Source organism: Crossiella cryophila (genome assembly GCF_014204915.1).
Lineage (GTDB): Bacteria > Actinomycetota > Actinomycetes > Mycobacteriales > Pseudonocardiaceae > Crossiella > Crossiella cryophila.
In genome coordinates, this window is sequence record NZ_JACHMH010000001.1 from 2,319,452 (window position 1) to 2,335,935 (window position 16,484).

At 71.0% G+C, this 16,484-nt stretch carries 7 protein-coding genes; 5 read left to right on the top strand and 2 right to left on the bottom strand.

Annotation, left to right across the window (positions count from 1 at the left end):
• The first annotated feature begins 5 nt into the window (after positions 1 to 5).
• Positions 6 to 947 (top strand): ribose-phosphate diphosphokinase, encoded by a 942-nt coding sequence (locus HNR67_RS10890; RefSeq protein WP_185001920.1) that lies wholly within the window; start codon positions 6 to 8, stop codon positions 945 to 947.
• Here the strand turns inward: HNR67_RS10890 and HNR67_RS10895 are convergent, their stop codons facing one another.
• Positions 948 to 1,784, bottom strand: a complete 837-nt coding sequence (locus HNR67_RS10895; RefSeq protein ID WP_185001921.1) for a serine hydrolase — start codon at positions 1,782 to 1,784, stop codon at positions 948 to 950.
• 153 nt (positions 1,785 to 1,937) lie between these two features.
• Between HNR67_RS10895 and HNR67_RS10900 the strand changes: the two genes are divergently transcribed.
• Positions 1,938 to 2,621: a response regulator transcription factor gene (locus tag HNR67_RS10900; RefSeq protein WP_185001922.1), complete on the top strand. Its 684-nt coding sequence runs from the start codon at positions 1,938 to 1,940 to the stop codon at positions 2,619 to 2,621.
• Positions 2,618 to 4,369 (top strand): sensor histidine kinase, encoded by a 1,752-nt coding sequence (locus HNR67_RS46185; RefSeq protein WP_185001923.1) that lies wholly within the window; start codon positions 2,618 to 2,620, stop codon positions 4,367 to 4,369. The genes HNR67_RS10900 and HNR67_RS46185 overlap by 4 nt, the downstream gene beginning before the upstream one ends.
• Positions 4,370 to 4,456: 87 nt before the next feature.
• Here HNR67_RS46185 and HNR67_RS10910 read toward each other — a convergent pair whose 3' ends face one another.
• Entirely contained in the window at positions 4,457 to 8,026 is a 3,570-nt protein-coding gene (locus HNR67_RS10910) for an nSTAND1 domain-containing NTPase (RefSeq protein ID WP_185001924.1), read from the bottom strand.
• A gap of 243 nt (positions 8,027 to 8,269) precedes the next feature.
• On the opposite strand from HNR67_RS10910, the gene HNR67_RS10915 reads away from it, so the two are divergent.
• Together HNR67_RS10915 and HNR67_RS10920 are read left to right on the top strand one after the other, a co-directional pair.
• Positions 8,270 to 12,184, top strand: a complete 3,915-nt coding sequence (locus HNR67_RS10915) for a hypothetical protein (protein ID WP_185001925.1) — start codon at positions 8,270 to 8,272, stop codon at positions 12,182 to 12,184.
• A 254-nt stretch (positions 12,185 to 12,438) separates the two neighbouring features.
• Positions 12,439 to 16,338, top strand: a complete 3,900-nt coding sequence (locus HNR67_RS10920) for a glycoside hydrolase family protein (RefSeq protein WP_185001926.1) — start codon at positions 12,439 to 12,441, stop codon at positions 16,336 to 16,338.
• The last annotated feature ends 146 nt before the right edge of the window (positions 16,339 to 16,484 follow it).

Consider the following 16,484-nt stretch of genomic DNA (forward strand, 5'->3'; position numbering starts at 1 on the left):
GTTTCGTGCGGGACATCGCGGTCTTCAGCGGCAGTGCCCACCCCGAGCTGGCGGCGGAGATCTGCGCCCAGCTCGAAGTGCCGTTGCGGCCGGTGCGCACGCAGCGCTTCGCCAACGACTGCATCGAGGTGCAGTTGCAGGCCAACTGCCGGGAGCGGGATGTCTTCCTGATCCAGCCGCTGGTCACCCCGGTGCAGGAGAACCTGGTCGAGCTGCTGCTCATGCTGGACGCGGCGCGCGGGGCCTCGGCGGCCCGCACCACCGTGGTCATGCCGCACTACGCCTACGCGCGCTCGGACAAGAAGGACGCGCCGCGGATCTCCATCGGCGGCAGGCTGGTGGCCGACCTGCTGGTGGCGGCCGGGGCCAACCGGGTGCTCGCGATGACCCTGCACTCCCCGCAGGTGCACGGGTTCTTCAGCGTGCCGGTGGACCACCTGCACGCGCTGCGCGAGCTGGCGCTGCACTTCCGCCAGTACGACCTGTCCAACACCACCGTGGTCTCCCCCGACCTGGGCAACGCCAAGGAGGCATCGCACTTCGCGCGCCTGCTCGGGGTGCCGGTGGCGGCCGGGGCCAAGCAGCGCTTCGCCGATGACAAGGTGACCATCAGCTCGGTGATCGGCGAGGTGGCCGGGCGGGACATCATCGTGCTGGACGACGAGATCGCCAAGGGCAGCACCGTGCTGGAGCTGCTGGACAAGCTGCGCGACCTGGGTGCGCGCACCATCCGGGTGGCCTGCACGCACGGCCTGTTCGCCGGTGGCGCGCTCAAGCGGATCGGCGATCAGCCCGACGTGCTGGAGATCGTGTGCACCAACACGGTGCCGATCCCCGACGGCGAGCGGGTGCCCAAGCTGAAGGTGCTCTCCATCGCGCCCGCGCTGGCCGAGGCCATGCGGCGGATCCACAACGGCGAGTCGGTCAGCGCGCTCTTCGACGCCTAGTCACTTCTCGGCTGGGAAGAGCTGCTCGGCGACCTGGCGGCACACGGAGGCGCCGTGTGCCTGCCCGAGTCCGATCGGGTAGCTCACCAGCACGGCCAGCACCTTGTCCGCCCACACCGCCAGGCAGTTCACCGCCCAGTTGCGGGTGCCGCTGTGCTCGGTCCAGCCGTTCTTGATCGCCAGCCGCTGCCCGGCCAGTCCGGGGGCCTCGGCGATGCCGAAGGCGTTGGAGGGGGCCACGTTCCGCATCTCGGCGCGCAGCCACTCGGTCCACTGTGGACTGAGGTGGCGGCCGTCGAAGAGGCACTGGCCCATCCTGGTGGCATCGGCCGCGGTCATCCGGGTCTTGGACCACCAGCCGGTGGTGATCCTGGTGCCGGTCAGGCCGCAGGTGGAGATCAGCCGCTGGATCACCGCGTCCGAGCCGCGCCTGCGGTAGAGCTGTTGCGCGGCCTGGTCGTCGGAGACGTTGAGCATGCGGTGCATCGTCTTCAGGTCGGCCTGGCTGGGGCTGGCCGGGCCGAGGCCGTTGAGGAAGTCGAAGGCGATCCAGGCCTTGACCATCGACTCCACCGTATTGGCGAAGGCGCTCTGGTTGGCCGAGCCGCGGGTCTCGCCGGTTTTGGTGTCGCGCAGCGACCAGGAGTACTGGCCGGGGGTGTCCACCTGGACCTGCGGGGTGTTCGCCCTGGGCTGGGTCTCCGGTTCCGGCGCCTGGGTCAGGGTGGGCAGACCGAAGTCGGTGGTGCTGGTTGCCACCGTGGGCAGTGCCCGCTGGCAGCCGCCGACGGCCACCATGAGCAGGGCAAACGCGACCACAGTCCATTTGCGACTCATGCCGGGGACGCTAGGAACGGCCTGATGAAGAATTGACGAAGAAGCTGTGCGAGGGCGGTGCGATCGGACGCGGCCGGGTGATTTCACGGCTTCCGGGGCCGGCCTTCATCATTTCTTCACGGCCCCGGCGGGGGTGGCTGCGACACTGGGCCGGTGAGCGCGCGCATCCTTCTCGCCGAGGACGACCAGAAGCAGGCGCACCTGATCCGCGTCTACCTGGAACGGGCCGGGCACAGCGTGCTGGCCTGCGCGGACGGCCGGACCGCGCTGGAACTGGCGCGCACCAGGCGACCGGATCTGATCGTGCTGGACGTGATGATGCCCGAGGTGGACGGCCTGGACGTGTGCCGCATCCTGCGTGCGGAGTCCGCGGTGCCGATCCTGATGCTCACCGCGCGCTCCACCGAGGCGGATCTGTTGCTGGGCCTGGATCTGGGCGCCGACGACTACATGGTCAAACCGTTCAGCCCGGCCGAGCTGACCGCCAGGGTGCGCGCGCTGCTGCGCCGCTCCGCCGCCCCTGCCGCGCCGGAGCTGATCACGGTGGGGGAGCTGGAGATCGACCCGACCCGGTACACCGTGCGGCTGCGCGGCGCGCAGGTTGAGCTGACCGCCAAGGAGTTCGACATCCTGCACGCGCTGGCCCGGCAGCCGGGTGTGCCGCTGACCAGGACGCAGATTTTGGAGCGCGCCTTCGGTTTCGACAACCACGTGCTGGAGCGCACGGTGGACGCGCACGTGAAGAACCTGCGGCGCAAGGTGGAGGACGATCCGGCCAGCCCGCGCTACCTGCTCACGGTGAGCGGGCGCGGGTACAAGCTCGCCGAGGCGCTGTGAGTCCGCGCTGGCACGGCAGTCTCCGGTTCCGGTTGCTGGTGCTGACCGCGGTGGTCGCGGTGGCGGCGGCCGGGCTGACCGCCTGGCTGACGGTGTACCAGGCCAGTCAGCAGGTCTCCTCCACCGCGGCCGCCGAGGAGGCGGCTGCCAAGTCCATTGTGGACGAACTGGTCGGCTATGGCGCGCTGCGCGGCAACTGGGACGGGGTCTCCGGCACCGTGCGGGCACTCAAAGACCGCACCGGGCAACGGATCCGGCTCACCACCATGGCCGGTGAGGTGCTGGTGGACAGCGACACCCTCGACGGCGGCGGCGCGCGGCCGGTGGGCAACCGGGCGCCCCAGCTCGTCGACCCGGTGCCCACCCCGATCCCACCGCCCGACGGCTTCGGCGGCGCGGTGCTGACGACCACCTTCCGCACCGCGACCCCGGTGACCCCGACCACGACGCGGGACCTGCCGGCGACCACGGGTGGCTTCATCGCCGTCCCCACCGAGTCCTGGATCTCGCGACTGATCAACTACCGCCGCCAGGTGCAGCTGGCGACCTGCCTGATCGGCAGGGGCTTCCTGGTGGAGCAGAAACCGCAGCCGGACGGGATTCCGGTGGTGGACCTGATGCCAGGCAACCTGGACATGGCCCGGAAAATGGCCCTCATCGACTGCGCGACGACGCGGGAACGCCAGGTCAACGGCCGGGCCGAGGCCGACATCTTCAAGTCCTGCGCGGAGAAGGACCTGTCGAACTGCCTGCTCAACAGTTTCCGGGCCCAGATCGGCGCGATCATGCCCGCGCCGCTGCTGCTCTCCCTGGGCGCGGGCGACCCGCCGCCCTCGCGAACCGTGCCACTGCTGCCCGCGTTGCTGGCCGCGGCCGGGGTGGCGCTGGTGGCGACCCTGGGCATGTGGCTGGTCAGCCGCCGGGTGCTGCGGCCGGTGGGCGCGCTGCGAGCCGCCTCCACCCGGCTCGGCGCCGGTGATCTGGCCGAGCGGGTGCCGGTGCGCGGGGACGACGAGATCGCCGAGCTGGCCGGGGCCTTCAACCGGATGGCGGATTCCCTGCAACGCAGCGAGGAACGGCAACGGCGGATGATCGCCGACATCGCGCACGAGCTGCGCACCCCGCTGGCCAACATCCGCGGTTACCTGGAGGCGCTCAAGGACGGTGTGCTGCCACCGGATCGCGCGCTGTTCGCCTCACTGCACGAGGAAGCCCTGTTGCAGCAACGGCTGATCGAGGACATCCAGCTGCTCGCACTGGCCGACGCCGGATCGCTGGCCTACGAACGCGGCCCGGTGGACCTCGGCGAGGTGGTCGCGGCCACCCGCACCGGCTTCCAGGCGGTGGCCACCGCGGCCGAGGTCGCACTGGTGTCCACTGTGGACGATCCGGCGCCGGTGGTCGACGGCGATCCGAACCGGCTGCGGCAGGTGCTGGGCAACCTGGTGAGCAACGCGATCCGGGCCACCCCGGCCGGTGGCCGGGTCACCCTGACCGCCCGGATCGAGGGCGCCGAGGCGGTGCTCACCGTGTCCGACACCGGCAGCGGCATCCACGCGGCGGACCTGCCGTTCGTCTTCGACCGGTTCTGGCGGGCCGACGACGCCAGGGCCAGGGCCACCGGCGGCAGTGGACTCGGCCTGTCCATCGCCCGCGAGATCGTCACCGCGCACGGCGGCGTGATCACCGCGGAGAGTCCGGGCGGCGCCCGGTTCACCGTGTGTCTGCCCAGGTCAGCGAGTTCATAGTTTTTTCGCCGATGGCCGCGCCCGCCGCCCGGACCTGGTGGTGCCGCGGCCGAACGGGACCGGGTGCGGGCCGACTCCTGCCCGGCCTCACCGGCACGGCGGCCGGTACGGGTAGTCCGGGAACCGCGCCGCCCACTCCGCCGCGGTGACCGGGCTGCCGCTCAGCGCGCACAGCCGGTTCACCGCGGCCGCCGGATCGGTGTCCCAGAACCGCAGCGTATGCCCGGCCGCGGCCACCGCGATCCGGCGGCCACCGGCGTGGAAGACGTTGGTGACCGGGGCGTCCGGGCTGGCCAGCGGGGCGTACAGGGTGGGCCGCACCGGGTCGGTCAGGTCCCACAGCCTGGCCGTGCGATCGCCGCTGGTGGTGATCAGGGTGCGGCCGTCCGGGCTGAACTCGGCGGTGTGCACCGGGCCGAGGTGGCCGCTGACGGTGGCCAGCCCGACCGGTCGCGCCGGATCGGCGACCGTCCACAGCCGGACGGTCTGGTCCAGCCCGGCCCCGGCCAGGGTGCGGCCGTCGGGGCTGAACGCGACCCCGAGCACCGCCTCCCGGAAGCCGGTGATCTTGGCGGTCTGGCGTGGGTCGCGCTGGTCGGCGAGGTCCCAGAGCCGGATCGAGCGGTCGGTGTTGCCGGAGGCCAGGTAGCGGCCGTCCGGGCTGAACGCGACCGTGTTCACGTTGCGGAAGTTGTCCGCCAGGATGGCCAGCCGCCGCGGTGCGCGCGGGTCGGCGATGTTCCACAGCACCAGGTCCCCGGCGTCGTCCCCGCTGGCCAGCAGGGTGCCGTCCGGGCTGAACGCGAGCCTGCCGACGGTCTCCCGATATCCGTCCATAGTGGACAGTTCGACCGGGTGGGCCGGATCGCTCAGGTCCCAGAGCCGGACGGTGCGGTCCCGGGAGGCGGTGGCCAGGCGGCGGCCGTCGGCGCTGAACGCGACGTGCTGCACCGCGCCGGTGTGCCCGGTCAGCGTGCCCAGCGGCAGCAGCCGTGACCAGTCGGTGCGCCACAGCCGGACCCTCGGGTCCTGCACGCCGGTGGTGGCCAGCAGGTTGCTGCCGGGGTGGCCGAAGACGCCGTCGATCTCGCTGTCCCGGCCGACCGGGCTGGCCAGCGGCTCGTGCCACAGGTAGGAGCGGCCGCCGCTGCTGGAGGAGGCGAGCAGCCGCCCGGCCCGGTCGAAGGCGATGGCGCGCACCCGGTTCGGCTGCCGCAGCCGCTCGATCTCCCGGCCCGCCACCAGATCCAGCACCCGCAGCACGCCGTCGTTGGCGCCCAGCACCACCCGGTCCGGATCCGGGCCGAAGGCCAGACCGCGGACCAGCACGTCCGGCGCGGGCACGATGCGCGGCACGCCGTCGCTGACCTGCCACAGCGTGTGCGTCTCGTCGGCGATGACCAGGCGGCGGCCGTCCTGGCTGTAGGCGATCGCGCTGATCGGGCCGCGTGCGGTCAGGATCCGTCGCGGGGCGCCGGGATCAGCCGGATCGGCGAGTCGCCAGCCGAGCACCGCGCCGTCCTGCCCCGCGGTGGCCAGGGTGGGCCCGTCCGGGCTGAACGCCAGCCCGTACACCTCGCCCACATGCCCCGGCAGCGCCGAAACCTGTTGTGGCGCACGGAGATCACCCAGTGACCAGACCCTGGTGAGGGCGTCCGCCGCGCCCGCGGTGGCCAGCAGCCTGCCGTCCGGGCTGAACGCCAGCTGGTTGACCTTGGTCCGCGGCAGCAGCGCGGCCAGTAGCGCGGGCTGGTGCGGCACCGTGACATCCCACAACGCCACCCCGCCCGCACCGGCCAGCGCGAGCGTGCGGCCGTCCGGGCTGAACTCCAGGCCGCTGACCCGGCCGGTGTTGGGCAGGGTGCGCAGCGGCTCGTCCCGGCGGCCGTCGGTGGCGTCCCAGAGCTGCACCACCCCGTCCAGGCCGCCGGTGGCCAGCAGCCCGCCGTCCGGGCGCAAGGCGACCACGTCGACCTGCTCGGCCCCGCCGTGCAACCGGGTCGGGTAGGCGGTGGCGAAGGCCGAGAGCACCGCGCCGCGGGCGGCCGGGGTCTCGGCGAGCCGGTAGGCGGCCAGCGCGAGCTGCCCGGCCAGCGCGGGATCGGTGCCGAGCAGGCTGCTCGCGTGCTCGCCGACCTGGCGCGAAGTGGCCTCGTCCCGCGCGGTGAGCGCCTGCTGCCGCTGCACCAGCGCGATGCCACCGGCCAGCACCGCGATCAGCACGAACGCGGTGAGCGCGGCCACCAGCGTGCGCAGCCGCCGCACCCCGCGCAGCTCCTCGCGGGACCCGGCCCGCAGGAAGTCCCGCTCCACCTGGCTGAGGTCCCCCGGGTGACCGGCCGCCCACTCCTGGGCGGTGGCCAGCGCGATGCCGCGGTAGGTCAGCGCGGCGGCCCGGTCGTGCCCGACCCAGGCGTCCACCGCCTCGCCGAGCCGCTGCCGGGCGCGCAGTGCGGCCCGGTCGGTGTCGATCCACTCGCGCAGCCGCGGCCAGGCCCGCACCAGCGCCTCATGGGTCAGCTCGACCGTGTCGTGGTCGAGCACCAGCAGCCGGGCGGCGGCGAACGCCTCCATCGCCACCAGCGCCGGGTCCTGTCCCTTGCCCGCGGCGACCTGGTCGCGTGGCACCCGCCGCCGGGTGTCCTCGCCGTCCGCGCCCACCCGGACCAGCCGCAGCAGCAGGTGCCGCGCCGCCCGCCGGGCGTCCTCGTCGAGCTGGGTGAACACCTGCTCCGCCGCGGCCGCCACCGCACCGCGGATGCCGCCGGTGGCCCGGTAGCCGGCCACGGTGAGCCGGTCCTCCACCCGGTGCTCCCAGGTGCCGCGCAGCGCGTAGGACAGCAGCGGCAGCGCGCCTGGCTCGTAACCGCGTTCCCCGGCGCCGAGATCGGTGAGCAGCAGCTCCACCAGGCCCGGTTCCACGGTGAGCCTGCTCGCCTCGGCCGGTCCGGTGATCGCCTCGACCAGCTCGGCCCTGGACATCGCGCCCACCGCGAACTGGTTGTGCCGCACCACCTCCAGCAGCTCGGGCTGGGCAAGGCACTGCGGGAAGAAGTCCGCGCGCACCGCCAGCACCACCCCGTCGGCGGCCCGGCGGCACAGCTCGGCGATGAACTCCGAGCGCTCGGCCGCGGACTCGCAGAGGGTGAAGACCTCCTCGAACTGGTCCACCACCAGAACCGGCCCCGTCCCCGGCAGCCGCCGCAGCGGGTCCGGCCCCGGCGTGATGATCTCCACCGCGTCCAGTCGCGGCGCCAGCCCGGCCCGCAGCAGCGAGGACTTGCCCGCCCCGGAGGCCCCGAACACCACCAGCGGCGCCCCGCGTTCCCTGGCCGCGTCCAGGGCGGCCACCAGTTCCCCGGTGACCCGCTCCCGCCCGAAGAACCAGCGCGCGTCCGCCGCCTGGAAGGCCGCCAGCCCGCGATAGGGGCACACCGGCTCCGGCACCGCGGCGGCCAGCGTGATCAGCGCCCCGTCCGCGTCGAGCACCTCGTCCAGCCGCCGGGCCAGGTCCAGGGTGGCCGGCCTGCGCTCGTGCTCCAGGTTGCTGAGGTAGCCCTTGCTGTAGTGCGTCCGCTCCGACAGCGCCGCCAGCGAGAGTCCCCGCTCCCGCCGCAACCGCCGCAGCTCCGCGGCGAACCCGATCTCGCCGCTCATGCCGTTCTCCCTGGTCAGCGCCTGTATCCCGGTATCCCTCGGCAGAGGATACGGCCAGCGCCTCCCCGGGCGGTCAGACCGCACGCAGACTCACTTCGGCCCGTGGAGCACCCGGGTCAGGACGCTGGTCAGCGCGATCGGCGCCGCCCTGCCACCCGCTCGGGCCGGGCGTCCGGTCGCGCAGGCCAGGCGGCCTCCCCATCGGGCAGTGAAGTCGGCATCGGCCGACCGCGAAGGAGACCCATGAGAACGCCACTACGTCGAAGAATCACCGTGACGGTGCTGACCGGCGCCCTGTTCGCGGGCACCCTGGCCGGTGCCCCGATCGCCCAGGCCGCGGTGCCGGTTGACGAGGCCGGGCTGGCCAACGCGCTCTTCGCCAGCACCATGCGCATCACCCACCGGGACGACGCACTGGCCAAGAACCTGGTGGTCAGCGCCGAGTTACTGGACTGGCGGGCGAAGAACCCGGCCGCCGCCCCGGCCGCGGTGACCACCCACCTGGACGCGGTGCGCAAGCACGTCGAGACCGCCGTGCCCAACCAGGCGTGGAGCCGCGAGCCGGTGGAGACGGTCAGTGCCGCGCTGGCCGCGGTGCGCTCCGCGCCCGGCACGACCACTGACGGCGCGCGGCTGGGCAAGCTGAACAACACCCTGCTTGGCCTGGACAACGTGCCGGTCTCCACCAAACCCGAGGACCGGGTCTCCGGTGCCCAGCAGCAGTTCGCCTGGGAGACGGGTTACGCCGACAACCAGCGCGAGGTGTGGACCGGGGTGGCCCAGACCTCCCGCGCCGACGCCGGTTTCCGCACCGCGTGGAACGCCGGGATCGGCGACCAGTTCAAGGTCAACTCCGGCGGCGGCTCGGCCGAGTTCGCCCAGGGCGAGCAGCTGCGCTCGGTGCTGGATGTCGGCAAGCTGCAGGCCGCGGCCAAGCTGGGCCCGGTGCAGCTGCGGGAGGCGACCGACACCTCCTTCAAGGACCTCGCCGCCAAGCTGTACGCCGAGCGCAAGGAGCGGCTGGACCACATGTCCAGCGCGCTGCAGCAGAACCCGCCGGACGCCAAGCCCACCGAGCCCTCCGAGGCGCAGAAGACCGCGGCCAAGGCCGATGAGGAGAAGCGCAAGGGCTACATCGACACGGCCAAGGGCGGCCTGGACGGACTGGCCTTCATCGCCGGTCTGATCGACCCTGACTTCGGCAAGCGGATCACCAAGTTCGCCGACGGCGCGGTCAAGGTGGCCTACGCGGTGAACAAGGCGGTCACCGCGTTCACGCTGATCAACTCGGCGTTCTCGCTGGCCACGGCTGCCTTCACCGGCAACGTGATCGGCGCGATCAGCTCGCTGATCGGGGTGTTCGGCGTTGGCGGCCCGACCATCGAGCAGCAGATCATGGAGCAGATCAAGGCCATGCGCGAGCAGCTGGAGAAGCTGCAGCAGAACATGAACGACCGCTTCGACAAGGTCGACGCCAAGCTGGACAACATGTACAACCGGATGCTCGACGAGTTCCGGAAGCTGGAGAAGGACGTTGCCTGGGTTCGCCAGAACACCGTGCATATCCTGGATTCGCTCACCTCGCTCAGCGTGGAACTCCAGGTCGTCGGCACCACCCTGTTGAAGGCGGTCGCCGGGCTGTACAAGCTGGATCGCTGGGGCAAGGTCGACCTCTACCTGGACTACAAGCGCAAGCAGGGGCAGGACCTGCCGCAGTCCGAGTTCATCAAGGGCGAGAGCGACTTCTGGGTGACCGCGGTGCAGGCGCCGACCAACGACCTGTTCGTGGTGCCGCAGGCCAACTACCGCACCGACACCCCGACCGTGCAGACCAACCTCAACCTGCACGGTGACGGCGGCACGGCCGCGTTCCTTGCCTATTACGCCAAGGCCAAACTGGACGGTGGGTTCACCGCGGCCGGGCACGGCGGCAACCCCTCGGTGTGGGGGATCGGCGCGAATTCCTACGGGCTGCTGGTCAAGCAGAACCCGAACTGGGCGAAGCAGATGCCGGCCAACGCCGAGCGCGGCGCGCTGGTGCTCAAGGAGGGCAGGGACATCCGGGACCAGTTGCTGGCCTTCAGCCAGCCGGGCCCGGACGGCGCGGTCAACAAGACCTTCCAGAGCCTGCTGGCGAATTACCCCGCACGGGCCGATCAGCTGATGCAGCGGGTGGTCCAGCGGCAGGGCGAGGTCAACGAGGGCAAGGTCCTGTCCCTGTTCGGTGGGCCGCAACAGGGCGCGCCCGCTGGCACGCCGAGCCTGGCCGGGCCGCTGCAGTTCGAACCGTGCCACCTGAACAGCGATCCGGCGTACAACTTCAACCTGTCCCGGCCGCGCACCAATGACGGGCACCACCTGAGCCCGACGGTCCAGTTCTACCGCTACTTCCGTCCCGACAGCATCGCCTACCAGCCGTGCCAGAGCTATGAGGTCCGGCCGGTCAGCGCGATGGTGCGCGAGTTGCGCGTCAAGATGAGCGACAAGTTCCGCCTGGCGGACGGCCGCATCCTGCACCTGCAGGACACCAGCGCGGTGGTGCACCGCTGGGAGGGCGGCACCTCGCCCCGGCCGCAGGAGATCGTGGCGTTCATCAAGAACGAGTGGAACAACAACCTGAAGGGCATCTTCGAGCGGGATGCCAAGCGGGAGGGCATCACCGAGCACCCGATCATCACCAATCTGGGCGAGGACCTGCTCAAGTGGAAGCGGGTCGACTTCTACAACAAGGCCGCCGAGTTCGTGAAGAGCAGCGAGGAGGCCAGGGAACTGACCCTGACCGGGCGGCTGCTGCGCGCCTACACCGAGGCGGGCTTCCCCAGGGCGGTGAACAACACCGACGAGTTCCTGCGGTCGGTGCTCTACGGCCCCAAGGCGCTCTACGGCGCTGGGGAGAACGACAACGAGTACCTGGTCCGGGAGTACCGACTGGCCGCGGCCAACGTGGCCGAGGGCAAGCCGGCCTGGGATCCGGCCAGGGCGGACAACTTCAGTCTGTGCGCCCAGCTCGCCGGGACCTCGGGCACCGACCCGCACGCCTCCTGCCTGCGGCAGAACATGACGTTCCGGCAGGACCGGCTCACCGCCCGGCTCACCGAGCAGTTCAAGCAGCGCTGGGAGGGCGCCGACCAGACCCTGCCCGGCCTGCAGGCCCAGCTGCGCGCACTGTGGGTGACCCTGCGCTCGGTGCACCCGACCTACGACTTCGGTCCGGCCATCGAGGCCCCGGCGCCGATCGCGCCTGCCGCCGCGATCTGGAACGAGCCGGAGGCGGTGCACAACCAGGCCGCGTTCGAGAGCGGGGTGGGCACCACCATGTTCAAGGGCCGCCAGTTCGTCACCTGGCGGGGCACGGACGGCAACCTGCACGGGTCGCTGGCCGACAGCCGGGGCGTGCCGGCGCCGGTGAAGATCGCCGACCTGGACACCAAGAAGACCCCGTTCGCACCCGCCACGGCGGAGTACAACGGCAAGCTGGTGGTGGTGTGGAAGGACTTCACACCCGGCGCTCAGTACCCGATGCAGCGGACCGCGGTCAGCACGGACGGCAAGAACTGGACCGTGACCGAGATGCCCGCGCACCGGCGGCAGCTGCACAACCTGGACTCGCCGACACTGACGGTGTTCAACGGCAAGCTGCTCGGCCTCTACCGGGGCGTCGACCAGCAGCTCTACCTGACCGACAGCACCGATGCGGTCAACTGGGGCCCGGCCGTGCCCACCCTGGCCGGGAACATGACCAACCAGCGTCCCGGCATGACCGTGCACAACGGCAAGCTCTTCGTCGCCTGGCGCGGTCACGACTCGCACCCCAGGGCCTACATGGCCTCCTCCGTGGATGGCGTGACCTGGGTCGGCGCGCCGGCCAGGGTCGGCGGGCTGGAGGCGGCCGTCGAGGGCGGTCCGGCACTGGCCTCCTACGGCGGCAGGCTGTACGCGGTGTGGCGCGGCGCGGGCAGCACGGCCCTGTACGGCTCGTTCACCACCGACGGCGTGGAGTGGTCGCCGCAGTACAGCGTGGCCCGCGGGGTCAAGACCAACCACGCGCCCAGCGTGACGGTCTCCGGCGGCAGGCTGCGCCTGGCCTGGGGCCCGGCGAACGACCTGCTCCAGGGCAACACGGTGGCCGTCGCGAGCAGCGCGGTGCTGCCCGGCTGATCCCCGCATAACCCCCACGAACCGCCCCTGCCTGTTCGACTGGCCGGGGCGGTTCGGCATGTTCGCAGGTCAGCGCAGGTATCCCGAAGTGGTGGGAGCGGAGGATACGGCGAGGGTCTCCTCAAGCCGCCTGGTCGCGCACAGACTCACCTCGGCTCGCGGATCCCCGAACCACGGCCCTGGTCAGCGGCACCGACCCGGCGGCAGGCACTCCGGGCAGCGATCTCCGCGGCGGCCGATCCCGAAGGAGACCCATGCGAACGTCCCTGTCCCGAAGACTCACCGTGGCAGCGCTCAGCGGCGCGCTGCTCGCGGGCACCCTGTCCGCCGCCCCGATCGCCCAGGCCGCCGTGCCGGTGGACGAGGCCGGGCTGGCCAACGCGCTGTTCGGTGCCACCATGCGCATCGCCAACCGGGATGACGCGCTGGCCAAGAACCTGGTGGTCAGCGCGGAACTGCTGGACTGGCGGTCGAAGAACGCGCAGGCCGCGCCCGCCGCGGTGACCGCGCACCTGAACGCGGTGCGCAGGCACGTCGACGCCGTGGTGCCCAACCAGGCGTGGAACCGGGAACCGGTGGAGACGGTCAGCGCGGCGCTGGCCGCGGTGCGGTCCGCACCCGGTGCGACCACCGACGGCACCCGACTGGACCGGCTGAACAACACGTTGCTGGGCCTGGACACGGTGCCGGTCTCGGTCAAGCCGGAGGACCGGGTCTCCGGTGCCCAGCAGCAGTTCGCCTGGGAGGCGGCCTACGCCGACGACCAGCGTGCGGTGTGGTCAGGGGTGGCGCTGACCGCCCGTGCCGACGCCGGGTTCCGCACCGCGTGGAACACCGAGATCGGTGACCAGGCCAAGGTCAACTCCGCGGCCAGTGCCACCGAGCTGGGCCAGGGCGAGCAGCTGCGCACGGTGCTGGATGTCAGCGCACTCCGGTCGGCGGCCCAGCTCGGCCCGGTGCAGCTCAAGGAAGCCTCCGACAAGCAGTTCGGCGAGCTGGTCACCAAGCTGTACAACGAGCGCAAGGAAGCGCTCAACCACCTCTCCAGCGCGTCCACGAAGAACCCGCCGGATGCCAAGCCCACCGAACCCTCCGAGGCGCAGAAGACCGCGGCCAAGGCCGATGAGGACAAGCGCAAGGGCTACGTCGACACGGTCAAGGGCGGGCTGGACGGGCTGGCCTTCGTGGTCGGCATGTTCGACGCGGATTTCGCCAAGCGGATCACCAAGTTCGGTGAGGGCGCGGTCAAGGTGGCCTACGCGGTGAACAAGGCGATCACCGCGTTCACACTGATCAACTCGGCGTTCTCGTTGGCCACGGCTGCCTTCACCGGCAACGTGATCGGCGCGATCAGCTCGCTGGTCTCGGTGTTCACCGCGGGCGGGCCGACCGTCGAGCAGCAGATCCTGGACCAGATCAAGGAGATGCGCAAACAGCTCGAAGCGGTGCAGCAGAACATGAACGACCGCTTCGACAAGGTCGACGCCAAGCTGGACAACATCTACAACCGGATGCTGGCCGAGTTCGCGAAGCTGGAGATGGGGGTCGCCTGGGTCCGGGAGAACACCGAGCAGATCCTGTCGAAGGTCTCCTCGCTCAGCACCGAACTCCAGGTCACCGGCACCACCCTGCTCAAGGCGGTCGCCGGGCTGTACAAGCTGAATCGGTGGGGCGTCATCGACCGCCACCTGGACCACAAGCGCAAGCACCACGGCGAGGAACTGCCCTGGGCCGACTTCAAGAACGGCGAGAGCGACTTCTGGGTGACCGCGGTGCAGGGGCCGACCAACGACCTGTTCGTGGTGCCGCAGGCCAACTACCGCACCGACGCGGAGACCGTGCTGACCAACCTGAACCTGCACGGTGACGGCGGTGCGGCCGCGTTCCTGGCCTACTACGCCAAGGCCAAGCTGGACTCGGGCTTCAGCCACACCGGCCACGGCGGCAACCCCGAGGTGTGGAGCATCGGCGCGAACGCCTACGGATTGCTGATCAAGCAGAATCCGGCGTGGGCCAGGGCAATGGCCACCGACGTGCGTGGCAAGGCGTTGCTCGACGAGGGCAAGGCCATCCGGGACCAGCTGCTGGCCTTCAGCCAGCCCGGCCCCGACGGCAGCACCAACAAGATCTTCCAGAGCCTGCTCGCCGACTACCAGACCAAGGCCGATGAGCTGTCGGCCAAGGTGCTTGAACGGGAGCGGGAGGTCAACGAGGGCAAGACGCTGGCCCTGTGGCGCGGTCCGGAGCAGGGCGCGCCCGCGGGCACGCCGAGCCTGTACGCGCCCGCGCAGTTCGAGCCCTGCGTGAGCAGCAGTGATCCGGCGTGGAACTTCAAGCTGTCCAGGTCGAGCAGGCACGACGGGCAGCACATGAGCGCGCCGATCCAGTTCCACCGCTACTTCCGCGGCGACCAGTTCCAGTACAAGCCCTGCTGGCAGTACGAGCTGCGACAGGTCAGCCCGACCGTGCGCGAGCTGAACATCGTCATGGTCGACGAGTTCTTCGGGCCCAACGGCCAGCGGCTGCGGGGCAAGGACTCCATCGGGTTCGTGCACCGCTGGGAGAACGGCACGCCCTCGCCGAACGAGATCATGGCCTTCATCAAGAACGAGTGGGATCGCAGTCTCAAGGCCAACTTCGAGCGGGACAACAAGCAGGGCGGCTTCGACCTGACCCAGCGTTTCACCGACCTGGGCAACGAGCTGCTCAAGTCGAAGCGGGTGGACTTCTACAACCGGGCCGCCACCTTCGTCAAGGACAGTCTGGAGGGCCGGGACCTGAACCTGGCCGCGCGGCTGCTGCGGTCCTACGCCGAGGCCGGTTTCCCTCGGGCGCTCAACACCGACGAGTTCCTGCGGTCCGTGCTGCACGGGCCCAAGTCGCTCTATGGCGCGGGCCAGAACGACAACGGCTACCTGGTCTGGGAGTACCAGCTGGCCGCGTCCAACGTGGCAGCCGGCAAGCCGGCCTGGGATCCGGCCCGCTCGGATGTCAGCGCCGCCTGCGCCGTGATCGCCACCACCAACGCCACCGACACGGTGCGCAACTGCCTGCGGGACAACATGAAGTCCCGGCAGGACCGGCTGGCCGCCCGGCTCACCGAGCAGTTCAAGCAGCGCTGGGAGGGTGCCGACCAGACCCTGCCCGGCCTGCAGACCCAGTTGCGCACGCTGTGGCTGTCCCTGCGTTCGGTGTGGCCGGAGTTCGATTTCGGTCCGAAGATCGAGGCCCCGGAGCCGCTGGCGCCCGCGGCGGCGATCTGGAACCAGCCGGAACCCGTCGACAACACGTTCAACGCCATGACCGCCCCGGCGATCACCTCGTTCAAGGGCAACCGGTTCACCGCCTGGCAGGGGACCGACGGCAAGCTGTACGGGTCACTGGCGGGCAGCCGGGGCTGGGCGCCGAAGGTGCTCATCGACGGCGGGACCGGGGGAGTCGGGTTCGGCCCCACCGCGATCGAGTTCAACGGCAAACTGGTGGTGTCCTGGAAGAAGCGCGGCCGCGGCGAGGTGCCGGTGCAGGCGCACGCGGTCAGCACGGACGGGATCACCTGGACCACCGCCATCGCACACCAGCAGACACCGGGCGTCCGCACCTTCGACGCCCCGGCGCTGGCGGTGTTCAACGGCTCGCTCTACGCCCTGCACCGAGGGGAGGACCAGCAGCTGTACCGGACCACCAGCACCGACGGCCTCACCTGGACCGCGCCCGTGCACACCCTGGCCGGGAACATGACCAACCAGCGACCGGGCATGGCCGTGCACAACGGCAAGCTCTACGTCGCCTGGCACGGTCACGACTCGAACCCCAGGGCGTACCTGGCGTCCTCTGTGGACGGTGTCAACTGGGCGGCCGCCCCGGTCCGGGTCGGCGGGACGGCGGCCTCGGTCGCCGGCGGTCCGGTGCTGGCCGCACACGGCGGCAAGCTGTACGCGGTGTGGCTGAGCACCAGTGACCAGGCGATGTACGGGGCCTATTCCACCGACGGCACCGAGTGGTCGCCGCAGTACACCGTGGCCCGTACCGGCAAGGCATGGCAGTCGCCCAGCGTGACCCTGCTCGAGGGCAGGTTGCGCCTGGCTTGGGGACCACAGGGGATGTTGGAGGGCTCCGCCCTGATCACCGCGAGCAGCGCGGTGCTGCCCGGCTGATCCCCGCAGGACACCACACGAACCACCCCGGTCCGCTCAATGGACCGGGGTGGTTCGGTATTTCCGCAGTTCAGCAGGGGTATCCAAAGTCGTGGGAGCGGAGGATACGACGAGGTTCGCCACCAGCCGCATGGCCGACCACAGAC